Origin of the sequence: Desulfomicrobium baculatum DSM 4028, from assembly GCF_000023225.1 — a bacterium.
Classification (GTDB): domain Bacteria; phylum Desulfobacterota; class Desulfovibrionia; order Desulfovibrionales; family Desulfomicrobiaceae; genus Desulfomicrobium; species Desulfomicrobium baculatum.
Genome location: NC_013173.1, coordinates 3,586,843 through 3,606,794, shown reverse-complemented (window position 1 = coordinate 3,606,794; position 19,952 = coordinate 3,586,843). Strand labels below are relative to the sequence as shown.

Here is a 19,952-nt window from a genome sequence, read left to right as displayed (position 1 = left end):
CGAGCAAAAAAAAGAGCCCTCGCCAAATGGAGGCGCGGGCTCGTCGATATCAGTGAAAGCCGGGCCCCTGAATCAGGACACCTTGCCCCCGTTGCTCACTTCCGAACTCGGTCCAAGCAACGCCAGTCCCCCTTCCTTCTTCACCGCCAGCACCATGCCCTGGGAAACCAGACCACGCAGCTTGCGCGGCTTCAGGTTGGCGACCACGACCACCTGGCGGCCCACCAGCTCCTCGGGCTTGAAAAACTCGGCGATTCCGGCCACGACCTGCCGGGGCGTTTCGTCGGCGGTGTCGATCTTCAGCACCAGCAAGCGGTCCGCTTCGGGATGCGGAGTGGCTTCAAGCACAGTGCCGACGCGCAAGTCGACCTTGGCGAAATCCTCGAACTCGATGCAATCCGGGCAGGCCATCTCGATCTTGGCCTCGGGCTTTGACTCCTTGGCTGGCTTGGCCTTCTTGGGCTCTGCGGCCTTCTCCTCCCGCTGTTCCAGATCCTGGCGGGGGAAGAGGTTGGAGCGCTCCGCAACAGGCGTGCCGGGAGCCAGCCCGAACCAGGAGGAGGTCTCGGACTCCAGGTCCGTGCCTTCTATGCTGAATTTCACCCCCAACTGGGTCAGCATGGTCTCGCTCGTACTCGGCATGACGGGCCACAGATGCACGGCCACCTTGCGCATGCCTTCGAGGATGACGTAAAGGACCGTTCCCAGCCGATTCATGTCCTTATTCTTGTACAAGGTCCAGGGGGCCGAGGAATCGATGTATTTGTTCAGATGGCGGACCAGTTCCCACAGGGATTTGAGCGCCCTCGAAAACTGAAAATGTTCGAACTGGCTCTGGTAATTGGACATGGCGTTATGCCCGAGTTCAAGCACTTCCCGGTCAAGATCGAGAAGCTCCCCGCATTCAGGGACCACCCCGCCAAAATACTTATGGGTCATGGACAGGCTGCGCGAAAAGAGGTTGCCCAGATCGTTGGCCAGATCGGCGTTGAAGCGTCCCACCAGCGCGTCCTCGCTGAACGAGGAGTCCTGCCCGAAACTCATCTCGGAGAGCAGGAAATAGCGAAAAGCGCTGAGGCCGTATTTCTGGGCCATGTCCAGGGGGGCGACCACGTTGCCGATGCTCTTTGACATCTTGGTCTCGTTCACGGTCCAGTACCCATGCACGCGCAGACCCTTGTAGAGGGGGATCTCCGCCGACATGAGCATGGTCGGCCAGAAGATGGCGTGAGGCTTCAAGATGTCCTTGGCCACCAGATGATGCGCCCCGGACCAATATTTGCGGAAATCCTCGCCATCCGGGTAGCCCAGCGCAGAGATGTAATTGATGAGGGCGTCGAACCACACGTAGGTCACGAAATCGGAGTCGAAGGGCAGCTCGATACCCCAGGTCAGACGCGTCTTGGGCCGGGAGATGCACAGATCGCCCAGGTCTTCCTTGAGCATGGACAGGACTTCGTTGCGGTAGCGCTCGGGCTGAATGAAATCCGGGTTGGCCTCGATGTACTCGCGCAGCGGCTCCAGATATTTGCTCATGCGGAAGAAGTAGTTCTTCTCCTTGATGAAGGTGGGCACGGTCTGATGATCGGGGCACTTGCCGTCCACCAGTTCCTTGTCCGTATAGAAACGCTCGCATCCGAAACAGTAATGCCCGCCGTACTCGTCGAAATAGATGTCGCCCTTGTCGAACACGGTCTGCAATACGTGGCGCACGCAGGCCTTGTGCCGCAGGTCAGTGGTCCGGATGAACTGGTCGTTGCTCACCTCCAGCACGGGCCAGAGGTCCTTGAAAAGCTGGCTGATGGTGTCGGAATAGGTCTTGGGATCCTGACCGGCCGCCTCGGCGGCCTGCACGATCTTGTCGCCATGCTCGTCCGTGCCGGTCAGAAAAAACGTCGCGTCCCCCTTGAGGCGGTGGAAACGGCTCACGCTGTCGGCGACAATGGTCGTATATCCGTGCCCCAGATGGGGCCGTGCATTCACATAATAGATGGGTGTGGATATGAAAAACGGTTTCAAGCGGTTCTCCTTGTCTGCCGGAATTTATTGCTGCCCAGAGGGCTTGGATGAATGGTCCTTGCGCCCGGAACCTGGCTTGCGCCGCTTGTCCCTGGGCCGATATTCCTTGCGCTCACGCGGCGGACCGGAACTCTCCGGCCTGCTCTCGGGGCGATCGCCAACTGCGGCGGACGCGGCGGGTGCAGCGGGAGCAGCGGATGCGTCATCGTTTTTGTGACGGGACGGACCACGTTCAGGACGGTCGGAACGATCGGAGCGCTCAGGACGATCGGGGCGGTCGGAGCGCTCAGGCCGCTCTGAACGGTCAGCACGATCCGGTCTGGGGCCAGGGGGTCGTTCGCCCCCTGGACGGGAACGCTGTTCCCTGCGTGGGGGTTTGGTCCTGCGGTCCGATTGGGAACTCTTGTTCCTGACCTCCGGGTCCATGAGCGCGGCCAGTTCGGCCGGCACGTCTTCGGGGGCATCGTCACGCGCGGCCATGCGCGGCTGATCCGGCAGGACCATGGCCGCCCAGTCTGACAGGGAAAAATCCAGTTCATCCCCGACTTCGTTCAGGACGCTTACAGAATCCCGAAACATATTGGCCCGCAAGGTTTTCATGGGGCCCTGCGTGGTCATGTAGCGACGGCCCAGCTTGGGGGCGCGACGCTGAAAATCCGCGTAATTTTCTTTCTCGTAGGCCAGGCAGCACAGCAGACGGCCGCAGACCCCGGAAATCTTGGCCGGGTTCAGGAACAGGTTCTGATCCTTGGCCATCTTGATGGTCACCGGCTCGAAGCGCCGCAGATAGCGGCGGCAGCAGCACATCTGGCCGCAGTTGCCGAGCGCCCCGATCATCTGTGTTTCATGGCGCACGCCGATCTGGCGCAGCTCGATACGGGTGCGGTAATTACGCACCAGATCCTTGACCAGCTCCCGAAAATCGACTCGTCCCGGAGCCGTGAAGTAGAAGATCATCTTGCTTTTGTCGAAGTAGATCTCAACGTCCACCAGCTTCATGTCCAGATTCATCCGCGCCATGGATTTCTGGCAGTACTTGCGGGCGTCCCTGGCCAATTCATCATTCTCGCGTCCAATTTCCACATCCTCGGCCGTGGCCGGGCGGTAGATCGGCTTGACCGACTCCTGGTCCAAGCCCTCGGGCAGGTCGTCGCGCAAGGCCACGATCTCCCCGAACCCGATCCCTTCCTCGGTCTTGACCAGGACCATGTCGTGCATGGAGAGCACAAACGGCGTAGCTAAAAAATAATATATTTGTCCCTGGCGTCTGAATGAAACACCAACGTATTGAGCCATAACTTATCCTAAAATTTCCCATCGACAATGCGGGAAAACGGTAACGGATTCACGGTGCGCAAAAGCGCAAACAACCGGCTCCGAGCCAATGCCCGGAACCGGTTGTGTATCGGGAGAATACGAAAGTGACAAGCTGGAGAAGCCCCGGCCGTCCCGCAATTTCCCAGGACGATTTGCCCTCTGCGCCAGACTCTGGCCGTCCTTGTCCGGAAACAGCCGGGTGATGCCGGCAAGAATCTGTGTTCCCGGTGGCCTGGCTCCTTCATGTCCCGAAACCGGAAAATTTAGAGCGTAAGTGACCGGGAAGGCCGCATTTTTCTTATGCTTGTCAAAAGACTTGGTTATTAGTAAATATATGCAAAACACCACTTAGGAAGGATTTCCCCATGACCGTCTCCCCCCTCAATTCATATTCCAGTCAGAGCCTTGGCTCCGATGCGAATTGGAATGGCGGGGCCGCGAAGGAAATGCTCTTAGCCAAGGTGTCCACCCGCACCGTCGCCATGCAGCTCGGCAAGCTCGGCGTCAGCGTGAGTACGCAAAACATCTCCCTGGACGAACCCGCACCAAAAATCCTCAAGGATTTCGCCCAGGAGCTGGAACTTCAGTATCTTACTCAGCACGTCTCCCCGTACAGGCCCGCCGGAGACTATTCCCAAAACATGAACCTGCAGCGCCTCCGCGCCGGCGCTTATAGTCAGCAAGCCTTTCAGACCCGCACCGTTAACCCCATGATCAGCGTGACGGTGTAGGCCCTCTGGCCGCATCCGCATAGCCGGAGCAGCCCGTAATTCGGGCCTCTTCGGCTCGCCCGCTCTTGCAAACCGCCTCGCCCCCTGTCTAAAAAAAAAGAGCCGCCATGTCCGGCGGCTCGTGTTCCTACTTGGATAAAAAGGCTTCCAGCTTCGCCAGCGCCCGGCTTATGCCCTCGGGCTCGGAACCACCGGCCTGGGCCAGCTCGGGCCGTCCGCCGCCACCGCCCTTGATCTCGTCCGAGACTTCCTTGATGAGCGCCGGGGCAGTGTAGCGCCCGTGCAGATCCTTGCTGACCGCGAGCACCAGCATGGCCTTGCCGTCGATCTCGGCGGCCAGGGCGATGATACCGCTTGAGAGCTTGGAACGCAGATCGTCCATGAGATTCCTGAGCGCATTCATGTCTGGAGCGTCAACCTTCCTGGCCAGGACCTTCATGCCGGAGATGTCCTTGGCCTCCGACGCCAGATCCCTGCCGCTCTCGGACATGACTCTGGCCTGCAGGGTCTGCAGCTCCTTGGCCAGCGCCTTGCCCTGATCCTGCAGCGCGATGATTTTCTTGCCCAGCTCATGCGGCGCGGCCTTGAGCGTGGCGGCTACCGTGCGCACTTCCTCGCGCTGAGCCTGCCAATGGCGCAGGGCGTCCCAGCCGGTCAGGGCTTCGATACGCCGCACCCCGGCGGCGATGCCCGCCTCGGACAGCAGGGCGAACGACCCGGCCTGGCCCGTGGAGGCCAAGTGGGTGCCGCCGCAGAGCTCCACGGATTCGCCGGCCATCTCAACCACGCGCACATCGGCTTCGTACTTCTCGCCGAAAAGGGCCATGGCCTGCTTCTGCTGCACGGCTGCGTCATAGGACATGACCTGGGTCACGATGGGCGCGTCGGCCAGAATGGCCCGGTTGACCTCGTCCTCGACCTGTCGCAGCTCTTCCGGCGAAAGGCCGGAGATGTGCGTGAAGTCGAAACGCAGACGCGAGGGGCCGACCAGAGATCCGGCCTGCTTGACATGCTCGCCCAACACCCGGCGCAGGGCCGCGTGCAAGAGGTGGGTAGTGGAGTGATTGCGCGCCGTGGCGATGCGCTCCCCCTCCTCGACAAAAAGTTCCACTTCCTGATCGGCCAGAATTTCACCACCGCCGATCTCGATCTTGTGCACGATCAGCGCAGGCGCGGGCTTCAAAGTATCAAGCACGCGAGCGCTACCCGTTGGGGCCTGCACCCGGCCCGTGTCGCCCATCTGACCACCGGATTCGCCGTAAAACGGCGTCTTCAGAGTGACCATGAAGCCAACGCCCGAGCGCAGACGCTCGACAGGCTGGCCTTCGGCATCAAGCAGGGCGACAATACGGCTGGTCGCGGCCAGGCAATCATAGCCGATGAATTCCGACTCCAGTCCAGCGCCCATGAGCGCCGCGAACTGACCGGCCAGGCCCTTGTCGCCGGAACCGGCCCAGGCCTGCTTGGATTTCTTTTTCTGCACGGACATGTGCTCGCGAAAACCCGCCTCGTCTACCAAAAAACCCTGCTTCTCAGCGATATCGTTGACGATATCGAGAGGGAAGCCATAGGTGTCGTAAAGTTTAAAAGCCGTCTCGCCGGTGATGGTTTTGCTACCTGCGGCGGCCAGCGACGCCATCTCGTCCTCGAGGATGCGCAGGCCCTTGTCCAGGGTCTCCCCGAAACGCTCTTCCTCCTGGCGCACGACGCGGACCATGAACTCCCGGCTGGCGACCAACTCCGGAAACGTGTCGCCCATCTCGCTCACGACCTGGTCCGTGGTCTCGCACAGGAAGGGTTCGTCAAAGCCGAGCAGCTTGCCGAAACGATAGGCGCGGCGGATCAGACGACGCAGCACGTAGCCGCGACCTTCGTTGGACGGGAGCATGCCGTCAGCCAGCAGAAAAGCGATGGAGCGGCTGTGGTCGGCGATGACACGTAGCGCCGTGTCCGAATCCTCGCCCTGATGGTAGGCCACGCCGGCCTTCTTGGCCATGGCCTGAATGAGGCCCTGGAAGAGGTCGGTGTCGAAATTGGAACGCTTGCCCTGGCATACGGCCGTGATGCGCTCCAGGCCCATGCCCGTGTCGATGCTGGGCTTGGGCAGCGGGGTCAGGGTTCCGTCCTCGGAGCGGTTGAACTGCATGAAGACCAGATTCCAGATTTCCAGATAGCGGTCGCAGTCGCATTTGCCGATGCCGCAATCCGGGCCGCAGGCCATGTCCGCACCCTGGTCTACATAGATTTCGGAGCAGGGGCCGCAAGGGCCGGTGTCGCCCATGGCCCAGAAATTGTCCTTCTCTCCGAGGCGGAAGATGCGCTCGCCCGGCACGCTGGCCACTTTCTGCCACAGTTCCCCTGCCTCGTCGTCGTCGCGGAAGATGGACACGAAGAGCTTCTCCTTGTCGAGACCAAGCTCCACGGTCACAAAATTCCAGGCCAGGCGGATAGCGTCTTCCTTGAAATAATCGCCAAAAGAAAAATTGCCGAGCATCTCGAAAAAAGTGTGATGACGCGCCGTGCGCCCCACATTTTCAAGATCGTTGTGCTTGCCGCCGACGCGCAGACATTTCTGGGACGTGGCGGCCCTGGTGTAATCACGCTTCTCCTGGCCCAGAAAAATTTTCTTGAACTGGACCATTCCCGCGTTGGTGAACAAAAGGGTCGGGTCGTCCTGAGGCACCAGGGAAGAACTGGGCTGCACGCTGTGTCCGTGCTGCTGAAAATATTCCAAAAACCGTTTGCGAATTTCACCGGCACTGATCACTTTATTCACCTCGTTGCGGCCCTTCTGCGGCGGGGCCTGTATAGTATAAAAAAAGGCATGGATTCCCGCGAACGTGTGCCCGTCAGGGTAGGCGGGCGCGTACCCGTTAGGGTAAATCCATGCCTTTGCTGTTTCCTAAAAAAACAAATCTCCTACTCGGCAGCTTCCGGCACGACCGCGCCGGCCGCATCCTCCGCAACCGGCATGCCCAGATGTTCGAGCAGAGCGCGTTCGATCTGCATGCGCAACTCGTCGTTGTCCTGCAAAAAGGCACGCACATTCTCCTTGCCCTGGCCAAGCCGTTCGGAACCAAAAGCATACCAGGCGCCGCTTTTGTCGACCACGCCTTGTTCGACGCCCAGATCAATCAACTCGCCGACACGGGAGATGCCGGTGCCAAAGAGCACGTCGTACTCGGCCTCGCGGAAGGGGGGAGCCATCTTGTTCTTGACGACCTTGACCCGCACCCGGTTGCCGTAGGATTCTTCCTTGTCTTTCAAGGTCTGAATGCGACGCAGGTCCAGGCGCACGGAGGCGTAGAACTTGAGCGCGTTGCCGCCGGTGGTGGTCTCGGGGCTGCCATAGCCGGTCATGCCGATCTTCATGCGCAGCTGGTTGATGAAAATGATGGATGTGCGCGACTTGTGGATCGTGCCGGTCAGCTTGCGCATGGCGTGGGACATGAGCCGGGCCTGGCCGCCAACCTGGGTCTCGCCCATGCTTCCTTCCAGTTCGGCCTGGGGGATGAGGGCTGCCACGGAGTCGACCACGACCACGTCCACGGCGCTGGAGCGGACCAGCATGTCGGCGATCTCCAGGGCCTGCTCGCCGTAATCGGGCTGGGAGATAAGCAGGTCCTCGGTCTTGACCCCGAGTCTGCGGGCATAGTTGATATCCAGGGCGTGCTCGGCGTCGATGAAGGCCGCCACGCCGCCGCGCTTCTGGGCCTCGGCGATGATGTGCAGTGCCTGGGTGGTCTTGCCGGACGATTCAGGCCCGAAAATTTCAGTGACCCTGCCGCGCGGAATGCCGCCCACGCCCAGTGCCAGGTCAAGACCTATGGAACCTGTGGGAATGACCGGGACCACCTGATGGGATGTATCGGAAAGACGCATGACCGAGCCCAGGCCGTAGCGGCGCTCGATTGTTGCCAGCGCGGTTTCCAGCGCTTCGCGGCGGGCATCTTCGGGAGAAACGTTTTTTGGTCGGGCCATGAGCAGCTCCATGAGAGTTGGGGGTTTTCCGAAAAACGGACAAGCAGTGATTCGTAGCAAATATGGTTTTGGAAGACAATTCTTCAGGCGATCCGGAATTTCTTACAATTCCCGCGCAGTGCGTGAAAATGGGGGGCTTGTATGTATTTTTCATCCTTGCGCCGCCTTCGGGCTTTGGCTAGCAGCACGGGTCATGAACACTTTTGACGCGCTCTCACTTTTTTCCGGCGGTCTGGACAGCATCCTGTCCAGCAAGCTGATGCAAAGCCTCGGACACAAGGTTCTCGGGCTGCATTTTATCAGCCCTTTTTTCGGCAAGCCGGACCAGGTGCCCGAATGGGAACGGGAATACGGTATTCCCATTACCATCATCGACGTCGGTCAGGAGTTCGTGGACCTCATGGCCGCATTTCCGCCCCATGGCTTCGGCAAGGTCCTGAACCCCTGTGTCGACTGCAAGATCCTCATGCTGCGTCGGGCCAAGGAACTTCTGCCGGTCTACGGCGCCTCGTATCTCATCTCCGGCGAGGTCCTCGGGCAGCGCCCCATGTCCCAACGCGCCGACACCCTGAACATCATCCGCAACGACGCCGATGTGCGCGACCTGCTGTTGCGCCCCTTAAGCGCGGGACTACTCCCCATCACGCCCATGGAGGAGTCCGGCCTGGTCGATCGCGCCAAACTGCGGTCCCTGGTCGGACGCGGACGCAAAGGGCAATACGCCCTGGCCAAGGAACTGGGCGTCACCAAAATCCCCACTCAGGCCGGCGGGTGTCGCCTGGGAGAACGGGAATCCGCCCGGCGCTACTGGCCCATATTGCGGGCCTTTCCGAAGCCGCTCAGCCCATATTTCGATCTGGCCAACGTCGGCCGCCAGCTTTGGCGCAGGGAGGCGGACGCGGTCACCGACCACTGGATGGTCATGGGCCGGGATCACAAGGACAACCAAAAACTCTTGAAGCTGGTCAGCCCCGAGCAGTACGTCTTTGTGCTCAAAAATTTCCCCGGCCCCAATGCTGTCGGCGTCCCGATCCCCGGACAGGACTGGACGGAGGAGATCCTGGCCGAGGCGGCGGCCTGCCTGGCATCCTTTTCCCCCAAGGCCAGAAAACACGGGGATTTGGTGGACGTATCCATTGCGCGGCACGGCCTGGAACGCATCATTTCAGTCCGCCCCGACATGGCCCACGGTTTCGAGGATAATTTGACCTGGCCCCAGACCAGGGCGCAGCAAAAAATTTGGGAGCGCAAGCTGGCTGAAGTCTGACCCTTTCGGCACGTATTCTCCTCCTGTCGGCCCGCTCTTCACCGCAAAAACCTCTTTTTTGTATCTTTGCACCTCAAAATTCCGTATCAAAGCCGAAAAGAGCTGGGCTTTTCCAATTATTTCGCCCATCGCCCTTGACTCATAGCAAGATGGCCGTCAATAGTAATACGTATCAAAACCAACAAACTTGTGACCCAATCCTGGTCACAACGCATGGAGAGTATTCATGAAAATGCTGATCATTTATTATTCGATGTTCGGACACATCCGCACCATGGCAGAAGCGGCCGCAGCGGCAGCGCTTGAAATCCCCGGAGTGGAGGTGGCCCTGCGCCGCGTACCCGAGACGTTAAACGAAGCCATCCTGACCAAGATGGGTGCCTTGGACGCAGCCAAGGCCCAGGCCGACGTGCCTGTGGCCACTGTGGACGAGTTGGCTGAAGCCGACGCCATCTTCTTCGGCACGCCCACCCGTTTTGGCAACATGACCGGCCAGATGCGGCAGTTCCTGGACGGCACGGGCGGATTGTGGGCGCAAGGAACCCTTGTCGGCAAACCCGGCGGCGTGTTTACATCCTCCGCGACCCAGCACGGCGGCCAGGAGTCGACCATCCTGTCCTTCCACACCTTCCTGCTGCACCAGGGTATGGTAGTGGTCGGCCTGCCTTACACATTCCAGGGCCAGATGCGCCTTGATGAAGTCACCGGCTGTTCGCCCTACGGCGCCAGCACCATCGCCGGCGGCGACGGATCGCGCCTGCCCTCGGAAAACGAGTTGGAAGGAGTGAGATTCCAGGCCCGGCACCTAGCCAAAATCGGGCTGAAGCTCAAACAGAACTAGTCGCCTTATAACAAAAACCCCGCACATCCCTGGATTGCGGGGTTTTCTTTTACCTGCGGAACGCGCGGCGGCAAGCAAAACGGCTGCCGTGATCGGGCAGCGCTCAGTTCAGTTCAGCCCGGAATAGCCTTTGCCGATGGCAGAGAAGGGCAGATCAAGCTCCAGCTGCGGCACCTGTTGCCCGATCCAGGCCACGAAGGTGTTGCTGTTGGGACCGGGAAAGGCCTTGTATTCCTTTGGCCACGGATAATTTCTCGCGGCGCGCTCCACATCGTCGATCACCGCATCCACGCCCGGTCCTTTCAGCTCCTTGAGCAAGCGGGGCGTGGCTCCGTACCAGTAACGATCCGGCGCATCCTTGGCGATGCGTACGACCGGATTACCCCTGGAAGCCCTCCAGCCCACCACGTCATAGACCGTATAGGAATCCTCGCCTGTGCGCTTGGCCGCGACCCAAGTATGGATGGCGAACCAGCCGCGCCAACCCCAGGCGTCGGCGCCATAGACATGCAGCACGGCCTCCGGGGTCTGAGCCGGATCGGGCGCGATTCCGGCCGATTCCCGACTGGCCGTACGCCAGTCCTGGTTTGAGGAACAGGACAACAGCAGCAACGCGATGCACAGGAGAGCCAGACGAACCCTCATTCTTCCCCCTTGGTGTCTTTATCGCAGTTGACGGGTTCGAACCCGCCGAGCAGGACGCGCACAACCTCGCTGGCCACGAACAGCCCGAACATGCCCGTCAGGTAGGAGATGGAGCCGATGGGCGCACGCGGCCGACCGCTGACGCCCTGCTCCGGCGCTTCCTCGATGACGGGCTCGTTCTTGTTCTGCGCCGTCTCGGTCGAAAAGACGCAGCGCACGCCCGATGTCACGCCCCGACGGCGCAACCGCTTACGGATGATCTGGGCCAGAGGGCACATGAAGGACTTGGAGATGTCCGCGGCCTTGATCTTGGACGGATCAAGCTTGGCCGCCGCGCCCATGCTCGCCACCACCGCGAGCCCCTTCTCGCGGGCCGCCACAATAAGGTTGACCTTGGAGTTGACCCCGTCGATGGCGTCCACCACCACGTCGAATCGCGGCTCCATCAGCCCGGCCACATTCTCACCATCCACGAACTGAATCCGCGCCTCCACGGCGCAGTCCGGGTTGATGTCCAGCACCCGCTCCTTGGCGACCTCGGCCTTGTACAGGCCCACGGTGGACTGCAAGGCAAAGAGCTGGCGATTGATGTTGGACAGGCTCACGGTGTCGTGATCAAAAAGCACGAGGCTTCCCACCCCGGCCCGGGCCAGGGCCTCGACCACATAGGAACCCACGGCCCCCAGACCGAACACGGCCACGGTGGCACCTTGCAACCTGGTCAACCCTTCCTCGCCGATAAGCTGCATGGTCCGGGCAAAACGCATCATAAATCGCTCTCCAATATAAGGTTCAGGCAGGCACGCAGGCCAGGGCAGGCACGCAGGCTAGGGCAGGCAGGCCAGGGCAGGCACGCAGGCCTGCCCCTACGGGTCATCCGGTGACTCTACACCATGAAGCCATTCTTCAAAAATCGACCTGGTCAAAGGCCTGTGGGTCCGTTCCGCCCGCGACGGATCGACTGTCTGACTGAGCCTGGCATCGTTGGGGCAATCGTCGCGGGCCGCCCGAAAAACTAGCCGTCGTTCATGGGGCGGCGATTGGCCCTTACGAGGCCGGCGAAGGAGTTTCGATACGGCGCGGGCGGAACGGACCCACAGGCCGCCGCGCGGCCACACACGGGCATGCCCAGCGCTCGCCTGGCCGTTCTGTTTTCACGGTCCGTAGGCAGACCGTCACACAAAGGCAAGGGCAGGCACGCAGGCCTGCCCCTACGTTTCATTCCGCAGCCGCGTCCCCGCCCGCGCAACACCGGAAAAACAGCCTTGCATTGGCCGCCGTCCGCGCCGCCACCACCTCCGGTCTCTCCCCCCGCAACTCTGCCAGCACATCGACCACCATGGGCAGATAGGCAGGCTCGTTGCGCTCGAAATCCACGCCCACGGGCGCGATGGCCGGGCTGTCGGACTCCACCAGCAGCCTGTCGGGCGAAACCCGGACGCAGGCCGTACGCGCCTTGCGGTTCGCGGTCCTGGTGATGGAGGCGCAAATGGAAATGTAAAAGCCCAGCTTCTCGAAAACCGGGACCATCTCATGGGACCCGGCATAGGCATGCAGCATCATATACGGCGGCCGCTCGCGCATGGCTCCGATCAGATCCGCCAAACGGCCGAAGGCCTTGCGGCAGTGGATGGTGACGGGACGCCTGTAACGCACAGCCAGCTCCATCTGGGCCAAAAAAACCTCTTCCTGCTCAACGTCGTTGCGCGCGTCCAAAGCGTTGTCCAAACCGATCTCGCCTATCCCGACGGGATTGTCCGCCACCAACTCCTCAAGGCGGGCCAGCCAATCGGTCCCCCGCTCTCCCACATACCAGGGATGCAGACCCAGGGACACGCAGATGTCGGCGTGGCTGCGCCCAAGCCCCAGCACATACCGCCAATCTCCTGCGTGGGTGCCGTTGCAGCACATCATGCGCACCCCGGCGGCGCGGGCCCGAAGCAAGGCAGGTTCCAGAGCGTGACGCAAAAAGCCGTCCTGCAGGTGGCAATGGGCGTCCACGAGGTCAGGCAGACCGGACGCGAGTAAAGAATCCGCGCCGTTCATGCCTTGATTTCGCCCGTGCATGTTGACTCCGCCCCCCGGCGTGCGCATGAAAAGAAGTCAGGACACAACTTCAGGGAGGTTGGAATGGAAAGCTTATTGTACATATTGCTTCTGGTCGGCATCTGGGTGGTGCTGGTCAAGGTCGTGTTTCCGAAAATCGGCATTCAGGGCTGAGGCCCGGCATCGAAGAGCTGCGGTCTGCAGCCCAAAGATAAAGACAAGTCATGACTGCGACTCCCGCAGTTCGGCCATGATCAACCCCGCAAAGCCCCCGTCCGCGCCGCGGTATTCCCATCCGAGATGGGCGGCGCAGCGGCGGCACATGGCAAAACGCCACGCGTAACCCGCAAACCAGGTGAAGGCATGGGTGAATTCCCCCTCGAAGCGGCATCCCGGAGCCTGGCCAAAGCAGCCGACCTCGAAAAGGATGCCCGAGGGGTTGAACAGGGCATGCACATGCTTTCCACCCACTGCGATCCGGTCCCGGAGGTGGGTCACGGGTTGGCCACAGGTCCGGCAAAGCAGGGCACTGCGGCCGGATTCGTCCAGTTCGGAGCTGTCCATGTCCTCCAAAACCGGGCCTTGGGCGGGGAAATCGCTTTCCCGAAAACATGCGGAAACATCCATTGTGAACATTCTCCGCCCAGTATCCCAGTATCCACCGAAAGCAAAGAGGCCCCATGAGCATGATCGCCGCGCGCACAGCCCAAGCCGGACTTGTCGCCCGAATCTGGAATTCCTTGCTGGAAAACATGAGCCCGGAGTCGGCCAAGAAAATTCTCACCGCAGCCATCCAGGCCGACGCCATGACCGCGGGCCAAGCATTTGCCCGCCAGGCCCCGCATGGGCCGACCCTGGAACATTTCGCGACGATCCTTGAACGCTGGAAGGAAGATGACGCCCTGACCATAAGAGACGTCCGCCTGGCTGCTTCCACTCTCACCTTCACTGTCACGGACTGCGCCTACGCACGCGCCTATGCCGGCATGGGCCTGAACCCCGAGCTTGGTTTCATCCTCTCCTGCGCTCGCGATGAACCGTTCGCCAACGGCTACAGTCCCTGCCTGTCCATGCGGCGCTCTCAAACCATCATGCAAGACCATCCGTGCTGCCAATTCACATTCACATGGCGCGAATGACGCTAATGTTCAAAAAATAAACAATTATTTCAGAGTATAAGAAAAGTTACGCACAGACAGACACGCGTTGTCGCGCGGTAACTCCGTATACAATCCGCCCTGGCCTCCCTCCATCTGCAATCCCGACATGTCGATATTAAACACTTCTATTTCAAATAGTTAGCTAATTTAGCAACATTGCGGACACTATAAAAATCATGGTCAACGGCGCAGGCATCTCAACGCCCCGGAACTGTTCGCTTCGTGTTCAAAACTTCACGGCGCGCGAATGTTCTGCTTTTTGCGTTGCTATTTGAACATTCTCATCTGCTTCGGAGCAATAAACCCAAGGCAATATTCCTAACTAAATATTTTATTTCAACATATTACTACTGTTATCTACAAATATACAAACTCATATTGCCCGGCCATGCCCGGTTGCCAATCGTGTTCCTAACGTGTTCAAAACCTGTATTTAAATGCTCCGGCATGTTCCTGGTTGTGCGTTTCCAGCTTGCGGGCACATACGAACATCATGCCGCGCACCTGCCGCGCCACAAAAAAAGAGCCGCCCTTCACCGGAAGGACGGCCCTTTTTGTCAAAGTCAGCGGACTTATTCTTTGGAGTTGACCTGCAGCACCCCGTCACCGGGACGCATATGCACATCCATCTGCGGAAAAGGAATCTCCACGCCGTGCTCGCGGAATTTGGCTTCGATGACCTCGCGAATCTCCGAACACGAGGAGAGACCAAGATCAACGTGCCGCACCCAGAAGCGCAGGATGAAATCAAGGGAGCTGGCCCCGAAATCGTTGAAAATGACCCAGGGCTCGGGGCTCGACATGACGGCAGGGTGATCGGAGGCCGCCTCCAGCAGGATCTTCTTGACCAGCTGCACATCAGATCCGTAGGCCACGCCCACAAGGACGTCCCGCCGGATGCGCACATCGTTGCGGTGCGTCCAGTTGGTGACTTGGTTCGCGATAAGGGTCGAGTTGGGCAAAAATATCTTGGCGTTTTCGAAGGTCTGGACCTCGGTGTTGCGGATGTTCACGCTCATGACCTTGGCCCAGACTCCGTTGACCTCGATCACGTCCCCGGCCTGAATGGCCCGGTCAAAGAGCAGGATGAGTCCGCTGATGAAGTTGCTGAAGATGGCCTGCATGCCAAAGCCGATGCCCACGGAAAGACCACCGGCGATGACCGCGAAATTGGTCAGGCTGATGCCGAGCAGGTTCACGGTCAACAGGCCATAGAGCAGCCACAGGCAATAGATTCCTATGCGCTGGAGCGAAGCCGCCGCGCCGTGATCGATATTTTTCCAGCGCAAATTCTCGCTATCAAGGACCGTTTTCCAGGCCAGGGCCAGGGAACGGACAACCTGAAACAGCAGAAGGACAAAGCCAAGACGCAGGAAATTGAAGGAGAAGTCACCCCAGTTCAATTCCAGTGTCGACAGCTTTTCATAAACAACGTTGGTGCCAAGGTTGATCGAGATCCAGGCCATGACCCCGAGCACCACGAACAGCCAGACAAAAAGCGTCAGGAAGGTCACGGCCAGATCCGCCACCAGCGCCTTGAAGCCGGTCTTGTCGAGTTTTTCGAACACCACCCGCACCACGCTCGATGCGCCGATCCCCAGTTGCACCGCCAAGGCCAGCACGCCCCACAGGGTGCTGGCCAGCACGGCCAGATTGCCCCAGCCGAGCACGGCCACGGCCACCAGGATCGCCATCGCATAGGGATGCACCCGCCGGATGAGGCGTTCATAGCGCAGTTCGGGCTGGATCATCCCGAAAAAAAGACTGCTGAGCACCACCAGGCACACCCAGGCGAGATGCTCCATCCATTGGGGCAGGCGCAGGATATCCAGCACCGCCACGCTAAGGGACAAAAAGACCAGCGGCAGCAACGGCTGCAAACTGTCTTTTTGCAACCGCCCGCGCACGTTGCGGAAAACCCAGGCCAGGGCCTGTACCCCGAGCAGCATGAGCACGTGCGTGGCGACCAGAAGCAGGGAGGTCTGCTTGACCTGCCCGGCGAGAAAAGCGGCCAGCAGGGACAGCGCCAGGGACAGACAAAGGATGCCGAAGGCCGAGGTCATTCGTCCGCCCGCGCGGGCGTTTTCAAACACGTCCTCCAGAAATCGATAGGCGGCAAAGCCAATAAAGATAAAGGGCAGCCAGAAAAGCACGAACATGCCGACCCAGTCTTCCCGCTCCTGGGCCACGGAAGAATACTGGCTGACAAACAGAACCCTCAGGTTCGAAAACCAGTCCACGAGATCCTTGCGGACGTCCGCGCCGGTTGCGGGCAGCAGCCGGAAGTCCTTGGCGTCCAAAAACTCCGCTCTCCAGATCATGGGCAACTGGGTCTGAAAGGTGGCCACCCATTCGGCGGTGCGGGTCTGGATTTCGACCATCTGGGCTTGCAGTTTGTCCACCCGGGTCCTTAAATCCTGCGCTTGCCTGTCCACGGCAGCGACGCTCTTGCGCATGCCCTGGACGTCGTCACGCACGGATTTATCCAGGCCTGAGGCCCATTTGCGCTCCAAGTCCTCCTGCAGGGCGTCGATGGTGACCGCCTTCGACCCTATCTCCTTGGCCAGGGCCTCAAGGGGCTGGGAATCCTTGGTCAAGGTCAACTGCAGGTACGTGGCCTCGGCCAGGGCCACGCGCATGTCGTACGGGTTCGTCTTGACCATCCGAGCCATGATCTCAAGAGTCTGCAGGCGACTCCGGGCAGAATCCAGGGCGGCCTTGAAGCCCTCCTCCTGCGTTTCAAGCGCGGCCTGCAAAAGATCCATATCTCTTTGCAGATCGGCAACTTCCTTGACCTTGGTCTGAAAAAAAGAGGAGAGAACCGTCACGTTCTCAGGAACGGGCTGGGCCTCTTCGGCCACGGCGAAGCCGCCCAGACTGGAGAGGCACGCGAACATAACCGTCAAAATGAATATCTTTATCTGCATATCTCCCTCAAACAAAGAGGCCACCCGTTCCCGAATGGCCTCTTTTGGTTGTGAGCCGCTAGGGTTAGAGGTATCCCCAGGTTTTTAGCCTGGAATAGGCGTGCTGGGCCATTTCGCCCTGGGTCACGACTTTCAGGTAGCGATGGTATTCCTGAGCCGCATTCTGCTTGTTCTTCATGCCCTCGTAGGAAAAGCCCTTCATGAAAACCGTCGAGGGATTGCCGGGCAGGATCCGCTCGTAAGCCGAAAAATCGGCCAGCGCCGCAGCATAATCCTTGTTGAGGATGGAGGCCACGCCGTGCATGTGCTGGGCCTGGGCCTCGGTGGGATAGACCCGCTTGGCCCTGGCCGCATAGTCTGCGGCTCCCTTGCCGTTCTTCTGGGCGATCATGCACTTGGACATCATGACCAGCCCGGCATAATCATTGGGAGACAGCTTCAGGCCCTCGGCGTAGCGGCTCTGGGCAACGGCGTATTCCCTGGCGGCCATGGCCTTGTCCCCTTCCTGAAACAGCTTGAACATGGGACCAAGCTTGCGCAGCCTCGCCGTGGAGTCCATGTAGCGCTCCCGGTAGTCCGGCAGATTCCCGCTACCGCCGAAACGGGTACGCGATCGGGCCACGGCCATTTCGTAACGTTCGGTGCTCATGGGGTGCGAGGAGAACATGGCCTCGATGGCGCTGGGCTGACGCTTGCTCATGGAACGCAGCACATCCATGAGTCCGACCATGCCCTGAGGCGTGTAGCCGGCGCCGACCATGTATTCCATGCCCAGTTCGTCCGCCTGCCGCTCGTCCTCGCGGCTGTATTTGGCCAGAAACAGGCTGGCCCCCAGTCCGCCCACGGTCCCCGCCAGATTGCCCAGGCTCTGGCTGGCCGTACCGGCGATAAGCGAAGCACCTCCGACCAGCGCGCCCAGAATCTTGCTCTTGGACATGCGCGCCGCCGTGTGCCGGGCATTGATATGCCCGAGTTCATGGCCGATCAGTCCGGCCAGTTCGGCTTCGTTGTCCAGTTCGGCCAGAATGCCGCGCGTGACGGCGATGCTTCCCCCTGGAAAGGCGTAGGCGTTCACATATGTCGCGTTCACCACATTGAATTTGTACGGCATGTGCGCGCGGTGCGTGACCCGGGCCAAACGAGCGCCCACGCCGCTGACATAGGCATTCAGGGCCGTGTCCTGGCTTAGGCCGTAGTCGGCGGAAAACTGGTGCGGCGAACTGGCCCTGTCGGCCTGGATTTCCTCACCCTCGCCCATGAGCATGAGCTGGCTATGCCCGGTCACGGGATTGGCAGCGCACCCGGCCACGGCCGTGGACACGGCGGCCAGGGCGGAAAGCTTGATGAAGTCCCGGCGGGTCAGAGTGCCCCGGTAGGCACGATCGTCAAAAATAGAGCTCATGTTCGACTCCTCCAGTAAAGATTCATGCGCGAAGCCTACACCAATGGCCCGCACGCTGACAACCCACCCGGACAACGCCTTATTCCCGGCTCTGGCGGTCCAGACCCCGATAATTGATGGCCTCGGCCAGATGGGTGACCGTGAGCGTGTCGTCTCCGGCCAGATCGGCGATGGTGCGGGAGATGCGCAGCACGCGCACAAAGGCACGCGCCGACATGCCCAGACGCTGCACCGCGCCCTCCAGGAAGTCGTGCTCTTTGGCGGTCAGAGGACAGAAACGCTCTAGCCACTTGCCGGAGAGTTCGGAGTTGGAGGAAAAATGCAGCCCTGCGTAGCGCTCCCGCTGCACCGTGCGGGCGGCGTTGATGCGTTCCTGCATGACGGCGGAGCTGATACTGCCCTGTTCCTGCTTTAAATCGCGGTACGGCACGGCCGGAACCTCCACATGCAGGTCGATGCGATCCAGGAGCGGCCCCGAAAGGCGAGAACGGTAGCGCTGGACCTGGATGGGCGTGCAGGAGCAGTGATGCTTCTCGTCGCCCAGATAGCCGCACGGGCAGGGATTCATGGCCGCCACAAGCATGACGTCGCCGGGGTATTCAAGAGACACGGCGGCCCGTGAGATGGTCACGCGGCCCTCTTCCAGGGGCTGGCGCAGGACTTCAAGGACGTGCTTCTTGAATTCTGGCAGTTCATCCAGAAAGAGCACGCCCCGATGGGCCAGGGAGAGCTCTCCCGGCCGAGGGTACTGGCCGCCACCGATGAGACCGGCGTCGGAAATGGTGTGGTGGGGCGACCTGAATGGCCTGGAAACCATCAGCGGCTGGTCCGGGGGCAGCTTCCCGGCCACGGAATAGACCTTGGTCACCTCTAGGGCTTCGTCGAAGCTCAAGGGGGGCAATACCGTGGGGATGCGGCTTGAGAGCATGGTCTTGCCGCTGCCCGGAGGGCCGATGAAGAGCATATTGTGCGAGCCGGCGCAGGCGATTTCGATGGCCCGCTTGGCCCGCTCCTGGCCCTTGACCTCGGAGAAGTCGCGCCAGAAGTGCTCGCGCTCGGCCCATAGCCCCTCCACATCGCAAACCAGCGGGTCGAGGCATTCCTCTCCAAGCACGAAGCGCACGACCTGGGCCAGACTCTTGCAGCCAAAAACCGGCAAGCCCTGCACCACGGCGGCTTCCCTGCCGTTGGCCTCGGGCACGATCATGCCCCGGGCACCGGCCTCGCGAGCCCGCAGGGCCAGGGGCAGAACGCCCGGCACGGGCTTGAGCTCTCCGGAAAGCGAAAGCTCCCCGGCCAGATACAGACCGGAGAGCTTTTCTTGCGGGATGATTTCGGCCCCGGCCAGAAGGCCCAGGGCCAAGGGGAGATCATAGCCCGAGCCCTCCTTGCGGACGTCGGCCGGGGCGATGTTCACGGTGATGCGGCTGGGCGGCAGCTTGAAGCCCGAATTCTTGAGCGCCGAGAAAACGCGCTCCTTGGCCTCGCGCACCGCGCCTTCAGCCAGGCCGACCATGATGAAGGCCGGCATGCCCGAACGCGCCAGGTCCACCTCAAGCTCGATGGAGAATCCGTCGATTCCCAGCAAAGCGGCGGTGGAGACTTTGGCGATCATG

Annotated in this window: 15 protein-coding genes; 4 read left to right on the top strand and 11 right to left on the bottom strand. The window is 60.6% G+C overall.

The genetic code is table 11. The annotated features are described in order from the left end of the window. Positions 1-72: 72 nt before the first annotated feature. Both metG and DBAC_RS15925 read right to left on the bottom strand, forming a co-directional pair. Entirely contained in the window at positions 73-2,019 is a 1,947-nt protein-coding gene (gene metG, locus DBAC_RS15930; protein ID WP_015775348.1) for a methionine--tRNA ligase, read from the bottom strand. Positions 2,020-2,043: 24 nt separating this feature from the next. Continuing rightward, positions 2,044-3,315: a regulatory iron-sulfur-containing complex subunit RicT gene (locus DBAC_RS15925; protein ID WP_015775347.1), complete on the bottom strand. Its 1,272-nt coding sequence runs from the start codon at positions 3,313-3,315 to the stop codon at positions 2,044-2,046. A 386-nt stretch (positions 3,316-3,701) separates the two neighbouring features. Between DBAC_RS15925 and DBAC_RS15920 the strand changes: the two genes are divergently transcribed. Beyond that, complete coding sequence (locus DBAC_RS15920; protein WP_015775346.1) at positions 3,702-4,067, top strand: hypothetical protein; 366 nt, start codon at positions 3,702-3,704, stop codon at positions 4,065-4,067. A 127-nt stretch (positions 4,068-4,194) separates the two neighbouring features. Here DBAC_RS15920 and alaS read toward each other — a convergent pair whose 3' ends face one another. Then, positions 4,195-6,834 (bottom strand): alanine--tRNA ligase, encoded by a 2,640-nt coding sequence (alaS, locus tag DBAC_RS15915; protein WP_015775345.1) that lies wholly within the window; start codon positions 6,832-6,834, stop codon positions 4,195-4,197. A 152-nt stretch (positions 6,835-6,986) separates the two neighbouring features. After that, positions 6,987-8,048, bottom strand: a complete 1,062-nt coding sequence (recA, locus tag DBAC_RS15910; RefSeq protein WP_015775344.1) for a recombinase RecA — start codon at positions 8,046-8,048, stop codon at positions 6,987-6,989. Between the two features lie 193 nt (positions 8,049-8,241). Between recA and DBAC_RS15905 the strand changes: the two genes are divergently transcribed. Further along, positions 8,242-9,315 (top strand): adenine nucleotide alpha hydrolase family protein, encoded by a 1,074-nt coding sequence (locus tag DBAC_RS15905; protein ID WP_015775343.1) that lies wholly within the window; start codon positions 8,242-8,244, stop codon positions 9,313-9,315. A 226-nt stretch (positions 9,316-9,541) separates the two neighbouring features. Then, complete coding sequence (gene wrbA / locus DBAC_RS15900) at positions 9,542-10,156, top strand: NAD(P)H:quinone oxidoreductase (RefSeq protein ID WP_015775342.1); 615 nt, start codon at positions 9,542-9,544, stop codon at positions 10,154-10,156. 108 nt (positions 10,157-10,264) lie between these two features. On the opposite strand, the gene DBAC_RS15895 is transcribed toward wrbA, so the two are convergent. From DBAC_RS15895 to DBAC_RS15880, 4 genes are all read right to left on the bottom strand, one after another. Then, the gene (locus DBAC_RS15895; RefSeq protein WP_015775341.1) at positions 10,265-10,801 is read right to left on the bottom strand and encodes a DUF3750 domain-containing protein; all 537 of its coding nucleotides are present in this window, start codon (positions 10,799-10,801) and stop codon (positions 10,265-10,267) included. Further along, entirely contained in the window at positions 10,798-11,571 is a 774-nt protein-coding gene (locus DBAC_RS15890; protein WP_015775340.1) for a tRNA threonylcarbamoyladenosine dehydratase, read from the bottom strand. The genes DBAC_RS15895 and DBAC_RS15890 overlap by 4 nt, the downstream gene beginning before the upstream one ends. A gap of 448 nt (positions 11,572-12,019) precedes the next feature. Next, positions 12,020-12,868, bottom strand: coding sequence for a TatD family hydrolase (locus tag DBAC_RS15885; RefSeq protein ID WP_043811147.1), 849 nt, complete (start codon positions 12,866-12,868; stop codon positions 12,020-12,022). 201 nt (positions 12,869-13,069) lie between these two features. Next, complete coding sequence (locus DBAC_RS15880) at positions 13,070-13,411, bottom strand: cereblon family protein (RefSeq protein ID WP_143890964.1); 342 nt, start codon at positions 13,409-13,411, stop codon at positions 13,070-13,072. A gap of 116 nt (positions 13,412-13,527) precedes the next feature. Here DBAC_RS15880 and DBAC_RS15875 point away from each other — a divergent pair, with 116 nt between their 5' ends. Beyond that, a complete protein-coding gene (locus DBAC_RS15875) occupies positions 13,528-13,986 on the top strand; it encodes an L-2-amino-thiazoline-4-carboxylic acid hydrolase (RefSeq protein WP_043811145.1) in 459 nt (152 codons plus the stop codon). A 593-nt stretch (positions 13,987-14,579) separates the two neighbouring features. Here DBAC_RS15875 and DBAC_RS18130 read toward each other — a convergent pair. From DBAC_RS18130 to DBAC_RS15860, 3 genes are all read right to left on the bottom strand, one after another. Continuing rightward, entirely contained in the window at positions 14,580-16,934 is a 2,355-nt protein-coding gene (locus DBAC_RS18130; protein WP_015775336.1) for a mechanosensitive ion channel family protein, read from the bottom strand. 64 nt (positions 16,935-16,998) lie between these two features. Further along, entirely contained in the window at positions 16,999-18,336 is a 1,338-nt protein-coding gene (locus DBAC_RS15865; protein WP_015775335.1) for a M48 family metalloprotease, read from the bottom strand. 79 nt (positions 18,337-18,415) lie between these two features. Beyond that, entirely contained in the window at positions 18,416-19,951 is a 1,536-nt protein-coding gene (locus DBAC_RS15860; RefSeq protein WP_015775334.1) for a YifB family Mg chelatase-like AAA ATPase, read from the bottom strand. Between the last annotated feature and the right edge of the window lies 1 nt (position 19,952).

What these genes read in the sequence shown, in the direction of transcription:
- DBAC_RS15875 (WP_043811145.1), top strand. Translation starts at nt 13,528, where the DNA reads ATGAGCATGATCGCCGCGCGCACAGCCCAAGCCGGACTTGTCGCCCGA.
- wrbA (WP_015775342.1), top strand. Translation starts at nt 9,542, where the DNA reads ATGAAAATGCTGATCATTTATTATTCGATGTTCGGACACATCCGCACC.
- DBAC_RS15925 (WP_015775347.1), bottom strand. Translation starts at nt 3,315, where the DNA reads ATGGCTCAATACGTTGGTGTTTCATTCAGACGCCAGGGACAAATATAT.
- DBAC_RS15920 (WP_015775346.1), top strand. Translation starts at nt 3,702, where the DNA reads ATGACCGTCTCCCCCCTCAATTCATATTCCAGTCAGAGCCTTGGCTCC.
- DBAC_RS15880 (WP_143890964.1), bottom strand. Translation starts at nt 13,411, where the DNA reads ATGGACAGCTCCGAACTGGACGAATCCGGCCGCAGTGCCCTGCTTTGC.
- DBAC_RS18130 (WP_015775336.1), bottom strand. Translation starts at nt 16,934, where the DNA reads ATGCAGATAAAGATATTCATTTTGACGGTTATGTTCGCGTGCCTCTCC.
- DBAC_RS15895 (WP_015775341.1), bottom strand. Translation starts at nt 10,801, where the DNA reads ATGAGGGTTCGTCTGGCTCTCCTGTGCATCGCGTTGCTGCTGTTGTCC.
- recA (WP_015775344.1), bottom strand. Translation starts at nt 8,048, where the DNA reads ATGGCCCGACCAAAAAACGTTTCTCCCGAAGATGCCCGCCGCGAAGCG.
- DBAC_RS15890 (WP_015775340.1), bottom strand. Translation starts at nt 11,571, where the DNA reads ATGATGCGTTTTGCCCGGACCATGCAGCTTATCGGCGAGGAAGGGTTG.
- DBAC_RS15865 (WP_015775335.1), bottom strand. Translation starts at nt 18,336, where the DNA reads ATGAGCTCTATTTTTGACGATCGTGCCTACCGGGGCACTCTGACCCGC.
- DBAC_RS15860 (WP_015775334.1), bottom strand. Translation starts at nt 19,951, where the DNA reads ATGATCGCCAAAGTCTCCACCGCCGCTTTGCTGGGAATCGACGGATTC.
- DBAC_RS15885 (WP_043811147.1), bottom strand. Translation starts at nt 12,868, where the DNA reads ATGCACGGGCGAAATCAAGGCATGAACGGCGCGGATTCTTTACTCGCG.
- DBAC_RS15905 (WP_015775343.1), top strand. Translation starts at nt 8,242, where the DNA reads ATGAACACTTTTGACGCGCTCTCACTTTTTTCCGGCGGTCTGGACAGC.